This is a genomic window from Geobacillus sp. PK12 (genome assembly GCF_004123125.1).
Lineage (GTDB): Bacteria > Bacillota > Bacilli > Bacillales > Anoxybacillaceae > Geobacillus > Geobacillus zalihae.
In genome coordinates this window covers 63,728-81,237 of the sequence record NZ_SDKL01000005.1, presented here as the reverse complement: position 1 = coordinate 81,237, position 17,510 = coordinate 63,728, and the positions used below count along the sequence as shown (strand labels likewise).

The following is a 17,510-nucleotide window of genomic DNA, read 5'->3' as shown; positions in this document are numbered from 1 at the left end:
TGTCGAAAAAAAGGGGAGGATTGGATGACGGCCAGTGTGCAAGCAGACTGGAAAGTGATTGCGTTTCGCCTGAAAGATGAAGAATATGCTCTGCCGGTGCAGCATGTCCGTTCCATCGAGAAAATGCAGCCGATCACGCGCGTGCCGGGGACAGCCCATTATGTAAAAGGGGTCATCAACTTGCGCGGTGTTGTGACGCCGATCATCGATTTGCGCGAGCGGTTTGGATTTGCCCCCGAACCATATGGGGAGCAGACGCGGATCATTATCGCCGCTCTTGAAGATATGGAAGTCGGGCTTATCGTCGATGCTGCGAATGATGTCCTTGATCTGCCGACGGAAAGCATCGAACCGCCGCCAGAGGCCATTGGCTCCGTTGAGGCAAGTTACATCGACGGCGTGGCGAAAGTGGAGAATCGGCTCCTCATTTTGCTCGATTTGGCGAAAGTGCTCGACCGATAACCTGTAGAGAGGAGCATTGACCTTGGACGATATTCGCAACTTGACGGGGATGCATATTGACATTTTGCGCGAAATCGGCAACATTGGCGCCGGCAACGCGGCGACGGCTTTGTCGACGTTGCTGAACAAGAAAATTGAAATGGCGGTGCCGCGCGTTCAAATTGCGACGTTTGCCGAAATGATGGAATCAATCGGTGGACCGGAACAAGTAGTGGCGTGCGTCTATTTGCGCATCGAAGGAGAAGCGCCGGGAAACATGTTTTTCGTGCTGCCGCCGGAACAGGCTGAGCGGTTTGTCCGCCGGATGATTGGCGATGACTCATTTTCGTTTCAAGGAGAAGCCCATGAGCTTGGCTGCTCGGCGCTTCAGGAGCTCGGCAATATTTTAGCCGGTTCGTATTTGTCGGCATTGGCTGACTTTACGCGGCTCAACTTGCACCCGTCTGTGCCGGCATTGGCCATTGACATGATCGGAGCTGTGCTGTCGTTTGGGTTGCTTGAGCTGTCGCGCGTTGGCGATTACGCCATTTTGATTGACACAGCCATTTACGATGAACGGCGCCCGGACGAAAGCATCAACGGCCATTTCTTTCTTCTGCCTGACCCCGAGTCGTTTTCCACTATCTTTCGAGCACTAGGTGTGGATGGTCTATGAGCACAGCGCAGGCTGTCAAAATCGGCATTGCGGAAATGGAGGTCGTCATAGCGCCGAATGTCATCCGCACATGCGGGCTTGGGTCGTGCGTCGGCGTCGTCATTTACGATGCAGGCAAGGCGGTTGCCGGCATGGCGCATGTCATGCTTCCGCATTCCTCGATGGCGCGCGGCGGAGTCATCAATGCGGCTAAATACGCTGATACGGCGGTCGAGGCGCTCGTTCAGCTTGTCATTGCCGCTGGCGGGCGGAAAGGGATGCTGAAAGCGAAGCTGGCCGGCGGGGCGCAAATGTTTTCGTTTTCGACAGTTGGCGGCGATATGATGCGCATTGGCGCGCGCAATGTGGAGGAAGTGAAAAAGCAGCTCGAGCGGCTTCACATTCCGGTCGTCGCCGAAGATGTCGGGGGCCATAGCGGCCGCACGATCGAATTTAATCCGCAGACGGGCGTGCTCTCCATCCGCACCGCCGCTCAAGAAATCAAGGAAATATGACCGGGATGCGCCGTTTCCGCAAGGCAAGGGGGAGAATAATGGGAAGCGCGCTAAAAGGAGAAGAACGGAAATATTGGGATGAATGGATCCATGGCCGCGACCGTCGCGCGGCCGAGGAGCTGGTGCAGCGCTATATGCCGCTTGTTTTCTACCACGTGCAGCGGCTTTCGGCGACGCTGCCGAGCTCCGTGCCGAAGGATGAGCTCGTCAGCCTTGGACTCGTCGGCTTATACGATGCGTTGGAGAAATTTGATCCATCGCGTGATTTGAAGTTCGACACGTACGCCTCGTTCCGCATCCGCGGCGCCATCTTAGACGGTTTGCGCAAAGAAGACTGGCTGCCGCGCAGCATGCGCGATAAGGCAAAAAAAATTGAGGAAGCGATCGAGCGGCTTGAACAGCGGCACATGCGATCGGTGACGGCGAAAGAGATCGCCGCTGAGCTCGGGATGACGGAAGAGGAAGTGCAGGCGGCGGCGAGTGAAACGTTTTTTTCCCATTGGCTGCCGCTCGGGCAGACGACCGTCGACGAAGATGAAGGACTGCTTTCGGTTCGCGACGACCGCGCTCCGCTTCCCGAGGAGCAAATCGTTAAGCAGGAAATGATCGAAAAGCTGGCTGAAGCCATCGGACAGCTGAATGAAAAAGAGCAGCTCGTCATCAGTTTGTTTTACAAAGAGGAGCTGACGTTTACAGAAATCGGGAGCCTTTTGCATTTGTCGACATCAAGAATTTCGCAAATTCATGCGAAAGCGCTTTGGAAACTGCGCCGCTTCTTTGAAAAAGAGCCATGAGGGGAGAGAAAACGCGATGGACATCCAGCTTCCAGCGTTGCAAAGCGTCATGCCGAAAGCGCCCGACGCGGAAAGGCTTCAAACCTCAACGCAACAACATTCCTATGCCGTGCAGGCGCAAATGGCAGCTGCCGGCCAAAAGCGGGCGGAGCGTGCGCGTCGTCGGGTGACGGATAAACGAACGAGCGCCCGTCTTGAGCAGGAGGCGTCCCGTTTTGGAGGACACCCTTATAAAGGAAAAACGATCGACATTCAAGGATAGTGAACATCATGATGGCATTTTGGCTAACGATCAGTTTGCTGCTGCACGCCTTGTCGTTTTGGTTGATCATTGTGCTTTTCCTTCGCCTGTCGCGGCTTGGCGAGGCGGAGAGGCGGGCCGAGGAGCTCGAGGAAGCCATGACCGCTTATCTCGCTGCCTGGAAGGAAGAAAACGAGCGCTTTTTGGCTGAACTTGACTCGTTGCTTAATAGCGGCGCGGCTCCATTCGTTTCTGCACCGGAAACGAACGATGCGCCCAGTGGGCAACGGGGCGCGAACGGGAAAGAGACGGCGTCCATGCCGGGGGCAGGAGGCGGTGAAATCGGAGCGGGGTTCGAAAAGCGAACAGCGGAAGCAAAAAAGGGGGAAAACGAGCCGGCGGAGCGGGGAGAAACCGAAAAACGCGCCAAAACAAGCCGTCCAAGCGCCGCTCCGGGCTATTTCCCAGACATCGAAGCGGTCAAGGATGTGCTCGAACTTTCACACGCCCGACCGGCCGACGCGAGTGAGCTTGCTCGCCGCCTATATGCGGAAGGAGAGACAGTCGAGGAAATTGCCAAACAGCTCGGCAAAGGGAAAACGGAAGTCGAGCTATGGCTCAAATTTGCGCAAAAAACGAATCAATAGGCGAATAACAGCTTGATTTGCCGCTTGCAGTTGTGATATATTTTTTCATGGTGTGAATACACACGCCTGGTGATTTCAGCAACGGTGCTGGCAACGCCAGTCTTGCTGAAAGATGAGGCAGGCGGAGGACCAAAAACCACTAAGGAAACAGGAGGAGCATACATGTCGGTTATTTCGATGAAACAACTGCTTGAAGCTGGCGTCCACTTTGGACATCAGACGCGCCGTTGGAATCCGAAGATGAAAAAATACATTTTCACGGAGCGCAACGGCATCTATATCATCGACTTGCAAAAAACGGTGAAAAAAGTCGAGGAAGCCTACAACTTCGTTCGCGAATTGGCGGCGAATGGCGGCAAAATTTTGTTCGTCGGCACGAAAAAACAAGCGCAAGAGTCGGTGAAGGAAGAAGCGGAACGCTGCGGCATGTTTTATGTCAACCAACGCTGGCTCGGCGGCACGCTGACGAACTTCGCTACGATCCAAAAGCGGATCAAACGGCTGCGTGAAATTGAAAAAATGGAAGAAGATGGAATATTTGACGTTCTGCCGAAAAAAGAAGTCATTCGCTTGAAAAAAGAAAAAGAGCGTCTTGAGAAGTTTTTGGGCGGCATCAAAGACATGAAAGAGCTGCCGGATGCGTTGTTTGTCATTGACCCGCGCAAAGAGCGGATCGCGGTGGCGGAAGCGCGCAAGCTGAACATCCCGATCATCGGCATCGTCGACACGAACTGCGATCCGGATGAAATTGACTATGTCATTCCGGCCAACGACGACGCCATCCGCGCTGTTAAGCTGTTGACTTCGAAAATCGCCGACGCCGTGCTTGAGGCGAAACAAGGCGAAGAAGCGGCCGTCGCAGCAGAGTAACGATGCACAAGAAAGGTGATAAGAGGGGAAAGCCTTTTATCACCTTTTTTTGAGACAGAAATGAGCAACTTTTGGCTATACTAACGAATAAGGGCAAAACGGGAAGCCGCTGCCGGCACCGATACATATACGGGACAATGAGAAGGAGGATTTTTTTATGGCGATTACAGCACAAATGGTGAAAGAACTGCGCGAAAAAACAGGCGCAGGCATGATGGACTGCAAAAAGGCGCTCACCGAAACAAATGGTGACATGGAGAAAGCGATCGACTGGCTGCGCGAAAAAGGAATTGCCAAAGCGGCGAAAAAAGCGGACCGCATCGCGGCCGAAGGGATGGCGTACATTGCGGTGGAAGGCAATACCGCCGTCATTTTGGAAGTGAACTCGGAAACGGACTTCGTTGCGAAAAACGAAGCATTCCAAACGCTTGTCAAAGAGCTGGCCGCCCACTTGCTGAAACAAAAGCCGGCTTCGCTTGATGAAGCGCTCGGTCAAACGATGGACAACGGCTCGACCGTCCAAGACTACATCAACGAAGCGATCGCCAAAATTGGTGAAAAAATTACGCTTCGCCGCTTTGCCGTCGTCAATAAAGCGGACGGCGAAACGTTCGGTGCGTACTTGCACATGGGCGGGCGCATCGGCGTATTAACGTTATTAGCCGGCAATGCGAGCGAAGACGTCGCCAAAGATGTCGCCATGCACATTGCCGCACTTCATCCGAAATACGTCTCGCGCGACGACGTGCCGCAGGAAGAGATTGCGCATGAGCGTGAAGTGTTGAAGCAGCAAGCCTTAAACGAAGGCAAGCCGGAGAAAATCGTTGAAAAAATGGTCGAAGGCCGGCTGAACAAGTTTTACGAAGACGTCTGCCTGCTCGAGCAAGCGTTCGTGAAAAACCCGGATGTGACGGTGCGCCAATACGTCGAATCGAACGGAGCAACAGTCAAGCAGTTCATCCGTTACGAAGTCGGCGAAGGGCTCGAAAAACGCCAAGACAATTTTGCAGAAGAAGTCATGAGCCAAGTCAGAAAACAATGACGGACCGCAACAGGGAACACGCGCGTGTTCCCTGTTTTTCAAAGTGATTCGCATCATGGAGGTTGGACATGGAACAGCCAAAATACAAACGCGTCGTGTTAAAGTTGAGCGGGGAAGCGCTCGCCGGAAAGCAAGGGTTTGGCATTCAACCGGCGGTCATTCAGTCGATCGCCAAACAAGTGAAAGAAGTTGTTGAACTGGGCGTCGAGGTCGCCATCGTCGTCGGCGGCGGCAACATTTGGCGTGGAAAAACGGGAAGCGAAATGGGCATGGACCGGGCGACGGCTGATTACATGGGCATGTTGGCGACGGTGATGAACGCCCTCGCTTTGCAGGACAGCCTTGAGCAGCTCGGCGTGGAAACGCGGGTGCAAACATCGATTGAAATGCGGCAAGTGGCCGAACCGTACATTCGCCGCCGGGCGATTCGCCATCTTGAGAAAAAACGAGTTGTCATTTTCGCCGCCGGCACAGGCAACCCGTACTTTTCGACCGATACGACCGCGGCCTTAAGGGCGGCGGAAATCGAGGCGGACGTCATTTTAATGGCGAAAAACAACGTCGATGGCGTCTACAGCGCCGACCCGAACGTCGACGCCAATGCGGTCAAATACGATGAGCTGTCGTACTTGGACGTCATCAAGCAAGGGCTCGGCGTCATGGATTCGACTGCTTCCTCGCTTTGCATGGACAACAACATTCCGCTCATCGTCTTCTCGATTATGGAAGAAGGCAATATTAAACGCGCTGTGTTAGGTGAAAACATCGGAACGATCGTAAGGGGGAAATAACGATGGCAAAGCAAGTGATCCAACAGGCGAAAGAAAAGATGGATAAAGCGGTGCAAGCGTTCACCCGCGAGCTGGCAAGCATTCGCGCCGGACGGGCGAACGCAGGGCTGCTTGAGAAAGTAACCGTTGACTATTACGGCGTGCCGACGCCAATCAACCAACTGGCCTCCATCAGCGTGCCGGAAGCGCGGCTGCTTGTCATTCAGCCGTACGACAAATCGGCCATTAAAGAAATGGAAAAAGCGATTTTAGCATCGGATTTAGGGCTGACGCCATCGAATGATGGATCGGTCATTCGTCTTGTCATTCCGCCGCTCACCGAGGAACGGCGCCGCGAGCTCGCGAAGCTTGTCAAAAAGTATTCAGAAGACGCGAAAGTCGCGGTGCGCAACATCCGCCGCGATGCGAACGATGAATTGAAAAAACTCGAGAAAAACGGCGAGATTACGGAAGATGAGCTCCGCAGCTACACGGACGAAGTGCAAAAGCTGACCGATGACCACATCGCCAAAATTGACGCCATCACAAAAGAAAAAGAAAAAGAAGTGATGGAAGTATAGGCAAAACCATGCAAACCCTCTATGTTGATGGAGGGTTTTTTTGCTATAATGGAAAGGCAAAACACGATCCCGGAGGACTCGTATGTTCAATAAAATGCGAAAAACAAAAGAGAAAGACGTCCCGGTGACGAAAGAAGAGGTGCTCAGGCATCCGATGCCGAACCACGTCGCCATCATTATGGACGGAAACGGGAGATGGGCGAAAAAGCGGGCGCTGCCAAGGGCGGCCGGCCATTACGAAGGCATGCAAGTTGTGCGCAAAATCACTCGTTTTGCGAATGAGCTGGGGATTCAGATTTTGTCGCTTTACGCGTTTTCGACAGAAAACTGGAAACGTCCGAAAAGTGAAGTCGATTATTTGATGAAGCTGCCGGAACAGTTTTTGACGACGTTTCTTCCCGAGCTCGTCGCCGAAAATGTCAAAGTCCAAGTGATCGGTCATGCGGAGGCGCTGCCCGATCATACGCGCCGGGCGGTCGAGAAAGCCGTGAAGGAAACAAGCGGCAACACCGGCCTTGTGTTAAACTTTGCCCTTAATTATGGAAGCCGGGCGGAAATCGCTGCCGCCGTAAAGCAGATCGCCAAAGACGTCGAACGCGGGATGCTCGCGCCGGAAGACATCACCGAGCCGCTCATTTCCTCGTACTTGATGACGAGCGGGCTCGCTGACCCTGACTTGCTCATCCGTACGAGCGGGGAGATTCGCTTGAGCAATTTCATGCTTTGGCAGTTGGCGTATACGGAACTTTGGTTTACGGATGTCTTATGGCCGGATTTTACGGAGCAACATTTCTTAGAGGCGATTGCCGCTTACCAGCGGCGCGACCGCCGATTTGGAGGAGTGTCAGCGCGATGAAGCAGCGAATCATCACCGGAGTCATAGCGGCGGCGCTCTTTTTGCCGATTGTTATTTTTGGCGGATTTCCGTTTATAATAGTAACATATATATTGGCCACGATTGGGCTGTTTGAATTGTTGCGGATGAAAGGGATGCACCCGTTGTCGTTTGTCGGGGCGGCTGGATTGATCGCCCTTTGGCTGTTGCTCGTTCCCGCCCGTTACGGCGGCGAGTGGTTGGCGTCTGGGACCGCCAAATTTGGCGTGCTCGCCGCTTTGGCTTTTTTGCTGCTTGTCGGTACGGTCGTGACGAAAAATGCGCTCTCGTTCGATGAGGCGGCGTTTGTCGTTTTGGCGGTCGTCTATGTCGGCGTAGGGTTTTTCTGTTTCGGCGCTGTTCGTTTGGTTGGGTTCGTGTACTTCGTTTATGCCTTGTTTGTCATTTGGGCGACTGACATTGGGGCGTATTTCTTTGGCCGCGCGTTTGGCCGGCGCAAGCTATGGCCGGAGATCAGCCCAAAAAAAACGGTGGAAGGCGCCATCGGCGGCATCGCTTCCGCGGCTGTTGTCGCCGCGATTTACGAGTGGGCGGCGGCGCCGTTTGGCAGTTTGGCGGCCGCGCTTGGCGTCGCGCTGCTGCTGTCGGCGTTCGGTCAGCTCGGCGATTTGATCGAATCGGCATTTAAGCGCCATTACGGCGTCAAAGATTCCGGGGCGATTTTGCCGGGACATGGCGGCATTTTAGATCGGTTTGACAGCTTGCTGTTCGTGCTGCCGATATTGTACATATTGCTTGAAATCGCACGATAAGCGGGTGAGGAGTGAAACGATTGAAATATATTAGTATATTAGGGGCGAGCGGATCGATCGGCACACAGACGCTCGATGTCATCCGCGCCCATCCGGACGAATTCCGCTTGGCCGCCGCATCGGTCGGGAAAAATATCGAGGCGGCGAGGCGGCTGATCGCTGAATTTTCCCCAAGTCTTGTCGCCGTCGCTGACCGTGATGCGTATAAAGTTCTTTATCGCGAGTACCGCGGGCGGACGACGATCGTGTACGGAGAGGAAGGATTGATTGAAGCAGCCGTTTGCCCACAAGCCGATGTTGTCGTCACCGCTGTCGTCGGCAGCGTCGGCCTTGTGCCGACGCTGAAGGCGATTGAAGCGGGAAAAGCGATCGCCCTCGCCAACAAAGAGACGCTCGTTGTCGCCGGACATCTCGTCATGGCTGCAGCCAAGCGGCGCGGTGTGCCGCTGTTGCCAGTTGACAGTGAACATTCCGCCATTTTTCAATGTCTGCAAGGGGAAAGGATGGAACACGTTGACAAACTCATTCTGACCGCATCCGGCGGCAGCTTCCGCGACAAGACGCGCCGAGAGCTCGCTCATGTGACGGTTGAGGAGGCGCTTTGCCATCCGAACTGGTCGATGGGGGCAAAAATTACGATTGATTCGGCGACCATGATGAATAAAGGATTTGAGGTCATTGAGGCTCATTGGCTGTTCGGGCTGCCGTATGAGCGGATTGAGGTTGTTTTGCATCGAGAAAGCATCATCCATTCGCTCGTTCAGTTCCGTGACACAAGTGTATTGGCGCAGCTTGGAACGCCGGATATGCGCGTTCCGATCCAATATGCGCTTGCGTATCCAAAGCGGTTGCCGCTCCCATCCGCCAAGCCGCTTGATTTCATCTCGCTTGGGGCGCTCCATTTCGCCCCGGTTGATTTCGACCGCTATCGCTGTTTGCGTCTCGCCTATGAGGCTGGCAAGCGCGGCGGCTCGCTGCCGACGGTGTTGAATGCGGCCAATGAGGAGGCGGTGGCGGCGTTTTTAGCCGGGCGCATACCGTTTTTGGCCATCGAGGAGTGGATTGAACGCGCGCTCGAGCGCCATCGGCCAGTGAGCAATCCGCAGCTTGAGGACATTCGTGAAATCGATGCGGACGCGCGCGCCTACGTCCGCTCACTACTATCATAAAGGTGGTTGAAACGTTGGAATCGATCATTTCATTTATCGTCGTCTTTGGTGCCCTCGTCTTTTTTCACGAGCTCGGCCACTTGCTGCTAGCAAAACGGGCCGGCATTTTGTGCCGCGAATTTGCCATCGGCTTCGGGCCGAAAGTGTTTTCGTTCAAGAAAAACGAAACGGTGTACACGATCCGCCTGCTCCCGCTTGGCGGCTTCGTCCGCATGGCCGGTGAAGACCCGGAGACGATTGAATTGAAGCGTGGGCAAGTCGTCGGTCTTTTGCTTGATGAGAGCGGCCAAGTGGAAAAAATCGTCCTCAACCATAAGGACGATTATCCGAATATCCGCGTAGTGGAAGTGGAAGAGGCCGATTTAGAGCATGGCATGTATGTGACCGGCTATACGGACGGCGAGCGGTTCGAGCGGTTTACGGTCAAGGAGCCGGCGTTTTTCGTCGTCGACCGCCAAGAGATTCAAATTGCTCCGTACCATCGCCAATTTGCGGCAAAAACGCTCGGGCAGCGAACGATGACGATTTTGGCCGGACCGCTCGCCAACTTTCTCTTGTCGCTCGTTGTCTTTATCATCATCGGTCTTTTGCAAGGCTATCCGGTCGACAAGCCGGTGATCGGCGAGCTGACGCCGGAAGGAGCGGCGCGCGCCGCCGGCTTGAAGCAAGGGGATGAAGTGATCGCTATTAACGGCGAACGGATGGAAACATGGACGGAAATCGTCAACACGATTCGCGCCCATCCGGGAGAACCGCTTCAGTTTCAAATTGAGCGGAATGGGAAAGAACGGAGTGTGACGGTCACTCCGGAGGCGAAAACGGTGCAAGGGGAGACGATCGGCTTGATCGGCGTCTATCAGCCGATGGAAAAATCGGTGTTGGGCTCGATCAAGCAAGGGCTGGTTGAGACGTATTACTGGACGCGGGAAATTGTAACGGGGCTCGGCCAATTGATCACCGGCCAGTTTCAGCTTGACATGCTGTCCGGACCGGTCGGCATCGCTGTATCGACCGGCAAAGTGGCGGAGTCTGGGATCTACTACTTGATGAAATGGGGCGCGATTTTAAGCATCAACCTGGGGATTGTCAACTTGTTGCCATTGCCGGCGCTAGACGGCGGGCGGCTCCTCTTTTTCGCCATTGAAGCGGTGCGCGGCAAGCCGGTCGACCGGCAAAAAGAAGGAATGGTTCATTTTATCGGCTTTGCCTTGCTGATGTTGCTGATGCTTGTGGTGACATGGAATGACATTCAAAAATTTTTCCTATAGAGAGAAAACGAGGTGGCTAATGGATGAGACAAAGTCAAGCATTTATTCCGACGTTGCGTGAAGTGCCGGCGGATGCGGAAGTGAAAAGCCATCAGCTCCTGCTGCGGGCCGGCTTCATTCGTCAAAGCGCAAGCGGCGTCTATACGTTTTTGCCGCTTGGGCAGCGTGTTTTGCAAAAAGTGGAAGCCATCATTCGCGAGGAAATGAACCGGATTGGAGCGATGGAGCTCTTCATGCCGGCCTTGCAGCCAGCTGAGCTTTGGCAGCAGTCCGGCCGCTGGTACTCGTACGGGCCGGAACTGATGCGCTTAAAAGACCGGCACGAGCGCGATTTCGCCCTCGGGCCGACGCATGAGGAAATGATCACGGCGATCGTCCGCGACGAAGTGAAAACGTACAAGCGGCTGCCGCTTGTCTTGTACCAAATCCAAACGAAATTCCGCGATGAAAAGCGTCCGCGTTTTGGGCTGTTGCGCGGCCGCGAGTTCATGATGAAAGACGCCTACTCGTTCCATACGTCGAAAGAAAGCTTGGATGAAACGTACAACAACATGTATGAGGCGTATGCGAACATTTTCCGCCGCTGCGGATTGAACTTCCGCGCCGTCATCGCCGACTCGGGGGCGATTGGCGGCAAAGATACGCATGAGTTTATGGTGCTCTCGGACATCGGCGAAGATACGATCGCCTACTCCGATGCGTCTGACTATGCCGCCAACATCGAGATGGCGCCGGTCGTGGCCACGTACGAAAAAAGCGATGAGCCGCCAGCCGAATTGAAAAAAGTGGCGACGCCGGGGCAAAAAACGATCAATGAAGTCACGTCCTATTTGCAAGTCTCGCCGGAGCGTTGCATTAAATCGCTCTTGTTCAATGTGGACGGCCGCTATGTGCTCGTTCTCGTCCGCGGCGATCATGAAGCGAACGAGGTGAAGGTGAAAAACGCACTCGACGCGACGGTCGTCGAATTGGCGACGCCGGAAGAAACGGAGCGGGTGATGAACGCTCCAATCGGTTCGCTCGGCCCGATCGGCGTCAGCGAAGACGTCACGGTGATCGCGGACCATGCTGTCGCCGCCATCACGAACGGCGTCTGCGGCGCGAACGAGGAAGGATACCATTACATCGGAGTCAACCCGGGCCGCGATTTTGCCGTCAGTCAATACGCCGATTTGCGCTTCGTAAAAGAAGGCGACCCGTCGCCGGATGGCAAAGGGACGATCCGCTTTGCCCGCGGCATTGAAGTCGGGCATGTGTTTAAGCTGGGGACAAAATACAGCGAAGCGATGAACGCCGTCTATTTGGATGAAAACGGCCAAACGCAGACGATGATCATGGGTTGCTACGGCATCGGCGTATCAAGATTGGTGGCCGCAATCGCCGAACAGTTTGCTGACGAACACGGGCTTGTGTGGCCGGCTTCGGTCGCACCGTTTCACATCCATTTGCTTACAGCGAACGCAAAAAGCGATGAACAGCGCGCGTTGGCGGAAGAGTGGTATGAAAAGCTCGGACAGGCTGGGTTTGAAGTGTTGTATGACGACCGCCCCGAACGGGCCGGAGTGAAGTTTGCCGACAGCGATTTGATCGGCATTCCGCTCCGCGTCACCGTCGGCAAGCGAGCGGGCGAAGGCGTTGTGGAAGTAAAAGTGCGGAAAACGGGCGAGACGTTCGATGTGCCGGTCAGCGAGCTTGTCGACACTGCGCGCCGTCTCCTTCAATCATGAGTGCCGGCGCTTTCGAAAAAGAATTCTGTCTTTTTCGCCGGCGCTTTTGTTATGGTATGATATAGAAAGAGAATGATGTTGAGAGGGGAACAAACGGACGTCATGGTGACAAAAGAGCAAAAAGAGCGGTTTCTCATCCTGCTTGAGCAGCTGAAGATGACGTCGGACGAATGGATGCCGCATTTTCGTGAGGCAGCCATTCGCAAAGTCGTGATCGATAAAGAGGAGAAAAGCTGGCATTTTTATTTTCAGTTCGACAACGTGCTGCCGGTTCATGTATACAAAACGTTTGCCGATCGGCTGCAGACGGCGTTCCGCCATATCGCCGCCGTCCGCCATACGATGGAGGTCGAAGCGCCGCGCGTAACTGAGGCGGATGTGCAGGTGTATTGGCCGCTTTGCCTTGCCGAGCTGCAAGAAGGCATGTCGCCGCTTGTCGATTGGCTCAGCCGGCAGACGCCTGAGCTGAAAGGAAACAAGCTGCTTGTCGTTGCCCGCCATGAAGCGGAAGCGCTGGCGATCAAACGGCGGTTCGCCAAAAAAATCGCTGATGTGTACGCTTCGTTTGGGTTTCCCCCCCTTCAGCTTGACGTCAGCGTCGAGCCGTCCAAGCAAGAAATGGAACAGTTTTTGGCGCAAAAACAGCAAGAGGACGAAGAGCGAGCGCTTGCTGTACTGACCGATTTAGCGAGGGAAGAAGAAAAGGCCGCGTCTGCGCCGCCGTCCGGTCCGCTTGTCATCGGCTATCCGATCCGCGACGAGGAGCCGGTGCGGCGGCTTGAAACGATCGTCGAAGAAGAGCGGCGCGTCGTGGTGCAAGGCTATGTATTTGACGCCGAAGTGAGCGAATTAAAAAGCGGCCGCACGCTGTTGACCATGAAAATCACCGATTACACGAACTCGATTTTAGTCAAAATGTTTTCGCGCGACAAAGAGGACGCCGAGCTCATGAGCGGCGTCAAAAAAGGCATGTGGGTGAAAGTGCGCGGCAGCGTGCAAAACGATACGTTCGTCCGTGATTTGGTCATCATCGCCAACGATTTGAACGAAATCGCCGCAAACGAACGGCAAGATACGGCGCCGGAAGGGGAAAAAAGGGTCGAGCTCCATTTGCATACCCCGATGAGCCAAATGGACGCGGTCACCTCGGTGACAAAACTCATTGAGCAAGCGAAAAAATGGGGGCATCCGGCGATCGCCGTCACCGACCATGCCGTTGTTCAGTCGTTTCCGGAGGCCTACAGCGCGGCGAAAAAACACGGCATGAAGGTCATTTACGGCCTTGAAGCGAACATCGTCGACGATGGCGTGCCGATCGCCTACAATGAAACGCACCGCCGTCTTTCGGAGGAAACGTACGTCGTCTTTGACGTCGAAACGACGGGCCTGTCGGCTGTGTACAATACGATCATTGAGCTGGCGGCGGTGAAAGTGAAAGACGGCGAGATCATCGACCGGTTCATGTCGTTTGCCAACCCTGGACATCCGTTGTCGGTGACAACGATGGAGCTGACTGGGATCACCGATGAGATGGTGAAAGACGCCCCGAAGCCGGACGAGGTGCTAGCCCGTTTTGTTGACTGGGCCGGCGATGCGACGCTTGTTGCCCACAACGCCAGCTTTGACATCGGTTTTTTAAACGCGGGCCTCGCTCGCATGGGGCGCGGCAAAATCGCGAATCCAGTCATCGATACGCTCGAGCTGGCCCGTTTTTTATACCCGGATTTGAAAAACCATCGGCTCAATACATTGTGCAAAAAATTTGACATTGAATTGACGCAGCATCACCGCGCCATCTACGACGCGGAGGCGACCGGGCATTTGCTTATGCGGCTGTTGAAGGAAGCGGAAGAGCGCGGCATACTGTTTCATGACGAATTAAACAGCCGCACGCACAGCGAAGCGTCCTATCGGCTTGCGCGCCCGTTCCATGTGACGCTGTTGGCGCAAAACGAGACTGGATTGAAAAATTTGTTCAAGCTTGTGTCATTGTCGCACATTCAATATTTTCACCGTGTGCCGCGCATCCCGCGCTCCGTGCTCGTCAAGCACCGCGACGGCCTGCTTGTCGGCTCGGGCTGCGACAAAGGAGAGCTGTTTGACAACTTGATCCAAAAGGCGCCGGAAGAAGTCGAAGACATCGCCCGTTTTTACGATTTTCTTGAAGTGCATCCGCCGGACGTGTACAAGCCGCTCATCGAGATGGATTATGTGAAAGACGAAGAGATGATCAAAAACATCATCCGCAGCATCGTCGCCCTTGGTGAGAAGCTTGACATCCCGGTTGTCGCCACTGGCAACGTCCATTACTTGAACCCAGAAGATAAAATTTACCGGAAAATCTTAATCCATTCGCAAGGCGGGGCGAATCCGCTCAACCGCCATGAACTGCCGGATGTATATTTCCGTACGACGAATGAAATGCTTGACTGCTTCTCGTTTTTAGGGCCGGAAAAAGCGAAGGAAATCGTCGTTGACAACACGCAAAAAATCGCTTCGTTAATCGGCGATGTCAAGCCGATCAAAGATGAGCTGTATACGCCGCGCATTGAAGGGGCGGACGAGGAAATCAGGGAAATGAGCTACCGGCGGGCGAAGGAAATTTACGGCGACCCGTTGCCGAAACTTGTTGAAGAGCGGCTTGAGAAGGAGCTAAAAAGCATCATCGGCCATGGCTTTGCGGTCATTTATTTGATCTCGCACAAGCTTGTGAAAAAATCGCTCGATGACGGCTACCTTGTCGGGTCGCGCGGATCGGTCGGCTCGTCGTTTGTCGCGACGATGACGGAAATCACCGAGGTCAATCCGCTGCCGCCGCATTACGTTTGCCCGAACTGCAAGCATTCGGAGTTCTTTAACGACGGTTCAGTCGGCTCAGGGTTTGATTTGCCGGATAAAAACTGCCCGCGATGTGGGACGAAATACAAGAAAGACGGGCACGACATCCCGTTTGAGACGTTTCTCGGCTTTAAAGGCGACAAAGTGCCGGATATCGACTTGAACTTTTCCGGCGAATACCAACCGCGCGCCCACAACTATACGAAAGTGCTGTTTGGCGAAGACAACGTCTACCGCGCCGGGACGATTGGCACGGTCGCTGACAAAACGGCGTACGGATTTGTCAAAGCGTATGCGAGCGACCATAACTTAGAGCTGCGCGGCGCGGAAATCGACCGGCTCGCGGCTGGCTGCACCGGGGTGAAGCGGACGACCGGGCAGCATCCGGGCGGCATCATCGTCGTCCCGGATTATATGGAAATTTACGATTTTACGCCGATTCAATATCCGGCCGATGACACGTCCTCTGAATGGCGGACGACTCATTTCGACTTCCATTCGATCCACGACAATTTGTTGAAGCTCGATATTCTCGGGCACGACGATCCGACGGTCATTCGCATGCTGCAAGATTTAAGCGGCATCGATCCGAAAACGATCCCGACCGACGACCCGGATGTGATGGGCATTTTCAGCAGCACCGAGCCGCTTGGCGTTACGCCGGAGCAAATCATGTGCAATGTCGGCACGATCGGCATTCCGGAGTTTGGCACGCGCTTCGTTCGGCAAATGTTGGAAGAGACAAGGCCAAAAACGTTTTCCGAACTCGTGCAAATTTCCGGCTTGTCGCACGGCACCGATGTGTGGCTCGGCAACGCGCAAGAGCTCATTCAAAACGGCACGTGTACGTTATCGGAAGTCATCGGCTGCCGCGACGACATTATGGTCTATTTGATTTACCGCGGGCTCGAGCCGTCGCTCGCTTTTAAAATCATGGAATCCGTGCGCAAAGGAAAAGGCTTAACGCCGGAGTTTGAAGCAGAAATGCGCAAACATGATGTGCCGGAGTGGTACATCGATTCATGCAAAAAAATCAAGTACATGTTCCCGAAAGCGCACGCCGCCGCCTACGTGTTAATGGCGGTGCGCATCGCCTACTTTAAGGTGCACCATCCGCTTTTGTATTACGCGTCGTACTTTACGGTGCGGGCGGAGGACTTTGACCTTGACGCCATGATCAAAGGATCAGCCGCCATTCGCAAGCGGATTGAGGAAATCAACGCCAAAGGCATTCAGGCGACGGCGAAAGAAAAAAGCTTGCTCACGGTTCTTGAGGTGGCCTTAGAGATGTGCGAGCGCGGCTTTTCCTTTAAAAATATCGATTTGTACCGCTCGCAGGCGACGGAATTCGTCATTGACGGCAATTCTCTCATTCCGCCGTTCAACGCCATTCCGGGGCTTGGGACGAACGTGGCGCAGGCGATCGTGCGCGCCCGCGAGGAAGGCGAGTTTTTGTCGAAGGAGGATTTGCAACAGCGCGGCAAATTGTCGAAAACGCTGCTCGAGTATCTAGAAAGCCGCGGCTGCCTTGACTCGCTTCCAGACCATAACCAGCTGTCGCTGTTTTAGTGGAAACGCCGCCGCTGAAGGAAGCGGACAGCGCTCTTTCGCCCGAGCGGCAGTTTCCCGTTGCAATATATTTCCCAATGTGTTATAGTTTTAGTGGAATTGGCAAAGATAATGGCAAGCAGAGAGTGGGGAAACCCACTCTTTCGTCTTGAATGGGCACCCATCTCTCGTTCATTCCCCGCCTTGTGCAGGGGATTTTCTCATTATGCCACGCATGCACGTTTGCTCGGTAAGGAGGAACACAATGAGCAAAAAGGTGACAGAAACGGTCGAACAACTCGTCACACCGATCTTAGACGAAATGGGGCTTGAACTCGTCGATATTGAATATGTGAAGGAAGGGAAAAATTGGTTTTTGCGCGTCTTCATTGACTCTGACGATGGCGTCGATATTGAACAATGCGGTGCTGTCAGCGAAAAATTGAGCGAAAAGCTCGATGAAGTCGATCCGATTCCGCATAACTATTTTTTGGAAGTATCATCGCCCGGAGCGGAGCGGCCGCTGAAAAAGGCAAAAGATTTTGCCAAGGCCATTGGGAAACATGTATATATCAAAACGTATGAGCCCATTGAAGGAGAAAAGCAGTTTGAAGGCGAACTAACCGCTTTTGACGGAACGACCGTGACGCTGTTGGTCAAAGACCGCGGACGGCAAAAAACGGTCGCCATTCCGTATGAAAAAGTGGCAAGCGCCCGATTAGCCGTCATTTTCTTCTAATCGCAAAAGGGGGATTTT

The 17,510-nt window shown here is 54.2% G+C and carries 17 protein-coding genes; all 17 read left to right on the top strand.

The window, feature by feature from the left end; all coding sequences use genetic code 11:
* Positions 1–24: 24 nt before the first annotated feature.
* Entirely contained in the window at positions 25–462 is a 438-nt protein-coding gene (locus tag ETR37_RS03560; RefSeq protein WP_015374420.1) for a chemotaxis protein CheW, read from the top strand.
* Between the two features lie 22 nt (positions 463–484).
* On the top strand, positions 485–1,117 hold the full coding sequence (locus tag ETR37_RS03555) for a chemotaxis protein CheC (RefSeq protein ID WP_011230744.1): 633 nt from the start codon (positions 485–487) through the stop codon (positions 1,115–1,117).
* Positions 1,114–1,611, top strand: a complete 498-nt coding sequence (locus tag ETR37_RS03550) for a chemotaxis protein CheD (protein ID WP_011230745.1) — start codon at positions 1,114–1,116, stop codon at positions 1,609–1,611. Before ETR37_RS03555 ends, ETR37_RS03550 begins: the two co-directional genes overlap by 4 nt.
* A gap of 38 nt (positions 1,612–1,649) precedes the next feature.
* Positions 1,650–2,405 carry a FliA/WhiG family RNA polymerase sigma factor gene (locus tag ETR37_RS03545; RefSeq protein ID WP_015374421.1) on the top strand — a complete coding sequence of 252 codons (756 nt, stop codon included), beginning with the start codon at positions 1,650–1,652 and terminating at the stop codon, positions 2,403–2,405.
* Between the two features lie 16 nt (positions 2,406–2,421).
* On the top strand, positions 2,422–2,667 hold the full coding sequence (locus ETR37_RS03540) for a hypothetical protein (RefSeq protein ID WP_015374422.1): 246 nt from the start codon (positions 2,422–2,424) through the stop codon (positions 2,665–2,667).
* Positions 2,668–2,675: 8 nt separating this feature from the next.
* On the top strand, positions 2,676–3,293 hold the full coding sequence (locus ETR37_RS03535) for a hypothetical protein (protein ID WP_015374423.1): 618 nt from the start codon (positions 2,676–2,678) through the stop codon (positions 3,291–3,293).
* Between the two features lie 162 nt (positions 3,294–3,455).
* Positions 3,456–4,163 carry a 30S ribosomal protein S2 gene (gene rpsB / locus ETR37_RS03530; protein WP_013145737.1) on the top strand — a complete coding sequence of 236 codons (708 nt, stop codon included), beginning with the start codon at positions 3,456–3,458 and terminating at the stop codon, positions 4,161–4,163.
* Positions 4,164–4,320: 157 nt separating this feature from the next.
* A complete protein-coding gene (tsf, locus tag ETR37_RS03525) occupies positions 4,321–5,205 on the top strand; it encodes a translation elongation factor Ts (RefSeq protein ID WP_011230750.1) in 885 nt (294 codons plus the stop codon).
* 68 nt (positions 5,206–5,273) lie between these two features.
* Positions 5,274–5,996: a UMP kinase gene (gene pyrH, locus ETR37_RS03520; RefSeq protein ID WP_011230751.1), complete on the top strand. Its 723-nt coding sequence runs from the start codon at positions 5,274–5,276 to the stop codon at positions 5,994–5,996.
* 2 nt (positions 5,997–5,998) lie between these two features.
* Entirely contained in the window at positions 5,999–6,556 is a 558-nt protein-coding gene (gene frr / locus ETR37_RS03515) for a ribosome recycling factor (protein WP_011230752.1), read from the top strand.
* A gap of 82 nt (positions 6,557–6,638) precedes the next feature.
* Entirely contained in the window at positions 6,639–7,412 is a 774-nt protein-coding gene (locus ETR37_RS03510; RefSeq protein ID WP_129446913.1) for an undecaprenyl pyrophosphate synthase, read from the top strand.
* The gene (locus ETR37_RS03505) at positions 7,409–8,203 is read left to right on the top strand and encodes a phosphatidate cytidylyltransferase (RefSeq protein WP_014195473.1); all 795 of its coding nucleotides are present in this window, start codon (positions 7,409–7,411) and stop codon (positions 8,201–8,203) included. Before ETR37_RS03510 ends, ETR37_RS03505 begins: the two co-directional genes overlap by 4 nt.
* A gap of 20 nt (positions 8,204–8,223) precedes the next feature.
* Complete coding sequence (gene dxr / locus ETR37_RS03500; RefSeq protein WP_011230755.1) at positions 8,224–9,372, top strand: 1-deoxy-D-xylulose-5-phosphate reductoisomerase; 1,149 nt, start codon at positions 8,224–8,226, stop codon at positions 9,370–9,372.
* Between the two features lie 2 nt (positions 9,373–9,374).
* Positions 9,375–10,640 carry an RIP metalloprotease RseP gene (gene rseP, locus ETR37_RS03495; RefSeq protein WP_173346434.1) on the top strand — a complete coding sequence of 422 codons (1,266 nt, stop codon included), beginning with the start codon at positions 9,375–9,377 and terminating at the stop codon, positions 10,638–10,640.
* Between the two features lie 23 nt (positions 10,641–10,663).
* Entirely contained in the window at positions 10,664–12,367 is a 1,704-nt protein-coding gene (locus ETR37_RS03490) for a proline--tRNA ligase (protein ID WP_015374425.1), read from the top strand.
* A 102-nt stretch (positions 12,368–12,469) separates the two neighbouring features.
* The gene (locus ETR37_RS03485) at positions 12,470–16,774 is read left to right on the top strand and encodes a PolC-type DNA polymerase III (protein WP_033006432.1); all 4,305 of its coding nucleotides are present in this window, start codon (positions 12,470–12,472) and stop codon (positions 16,772–16,774) included.
* Between the two features lie 244 nt (positions 16,775–17,018).
* Entirely contained in the window at positions 17,019–17,492 is a 474-nt protein-coding gene (rimP, locus tag ETR37_RS03480) for a ribosome maturation factor RimP (protein ID WP_015374427.1), read from the top strand.
* The last annotated feature ends 18 nt before the right edge of the window (positions 17,493–17,510 follow it).

What these genes read in the sequence shown, in the direction of transcription:
- ETR37_RS03560 (WP_015374420.1), top strand. Translation starts at nt 25, where the DNA reads ATGACGGCCAGTGTGCAAGCAGACTGGAAAGTGATTGCGTTTCGCCTG.
- ETR37_RS03550 (WP_011230745.1), top strand. Translation starts at nt 1,114, where the DNA reads ATGAGCACAGCGCAGGCTGTCAAAATCGGCATTGCGGAAATGGAGGTC.
- ETR37_RS03545 (WP_015374421.1), top strand. Translation starts at nt 1,650, where the DNA reads ATGGGAAGCGCGCTAAAAGGAGAAGAACGGAAATATTGGGATGAATGG.
- ETR37_RS03540 (WP_015374422.1), top strand. Translation starts at nt 2,422, where the DNA reads ATGGACATCCAGCTTCCAGCGTTGCAAAGCGTCATGCCGAAAGCGCCC.
- ETR37_RS03535 (WP_015374423.1), top strand. Translation starts at nt 2,676, where the DNA reads ATGATGGCATTTTGGCTAACGATCAGTTTGCTGCTGCACGCCTTGTCG.
- rpsB (WP_013145737.1), top strand. Translation starts at nt 3,456, where the DNA reads ATGTCGGTTATTTCGATGAAACAACTGCTTGAAGCTGGCGTCCACTTT.
- tsf (WP_011230750.1), top strand. Translation starts at nt 4,321, where the DNA reads ATGGCGATTACAGCACAAATGGTGAAAGAACTGCGCGAAAAAACAGGC.
- pyrH (WP_011230751.1), top strand. Translation starts at nt 5,274, where the DNA reads ATGGAACAGCCAAAATACAAACGCGTCGTGTTAAAGTTGAGCGGGGAA.
- frr (WP_011230752.1), top strand. Translation starts at nt 5,999, where the DNA reads ATGGCAAAGCAAGTGATCCAACAGGCGAAAGAAAAGATGGATAAAGCG.
- ETR37_RS03510 (WP_129446913.1), top strand. Translation starts at nt 6,639, where the DNA reads ATGTTCAATAAAATGCGAAAAACAAAAGAGAAAGACGTCCCGGTGACG.
- ETR37_RS03505 (WP_014195473.1), top strand. Translation starts at nt 7,409, where the DNA reads ATGAAGCAGCGAATCATCACCGGAGTCATAGCGGCGGCGCTCTTTTTG.
- ETR37_RS03490 (WP_015374425.1), top strand. Translation starts at nt 10,664, where the DNA reads ATGAGACAAAGTCAAGCATTTATTCCGACGTTGCGTGAAGTGCCGGCG.
- ETR37_RS03485 (WP_033006432.1), top strand. Translation starts at nt 12,470, where the DNA reads ATGGTGACAAAAGAGCAAAAAGAGCGGTTTCTCATCCTGCTTGAGCAG.
- rimP (WP_015374427.1), top strand. Translation starts at nt 17,019, where the DNA reads ATGAGCAAAAAGGTGACAGAAACGGTCGAACAACTCGTCACACCGATC.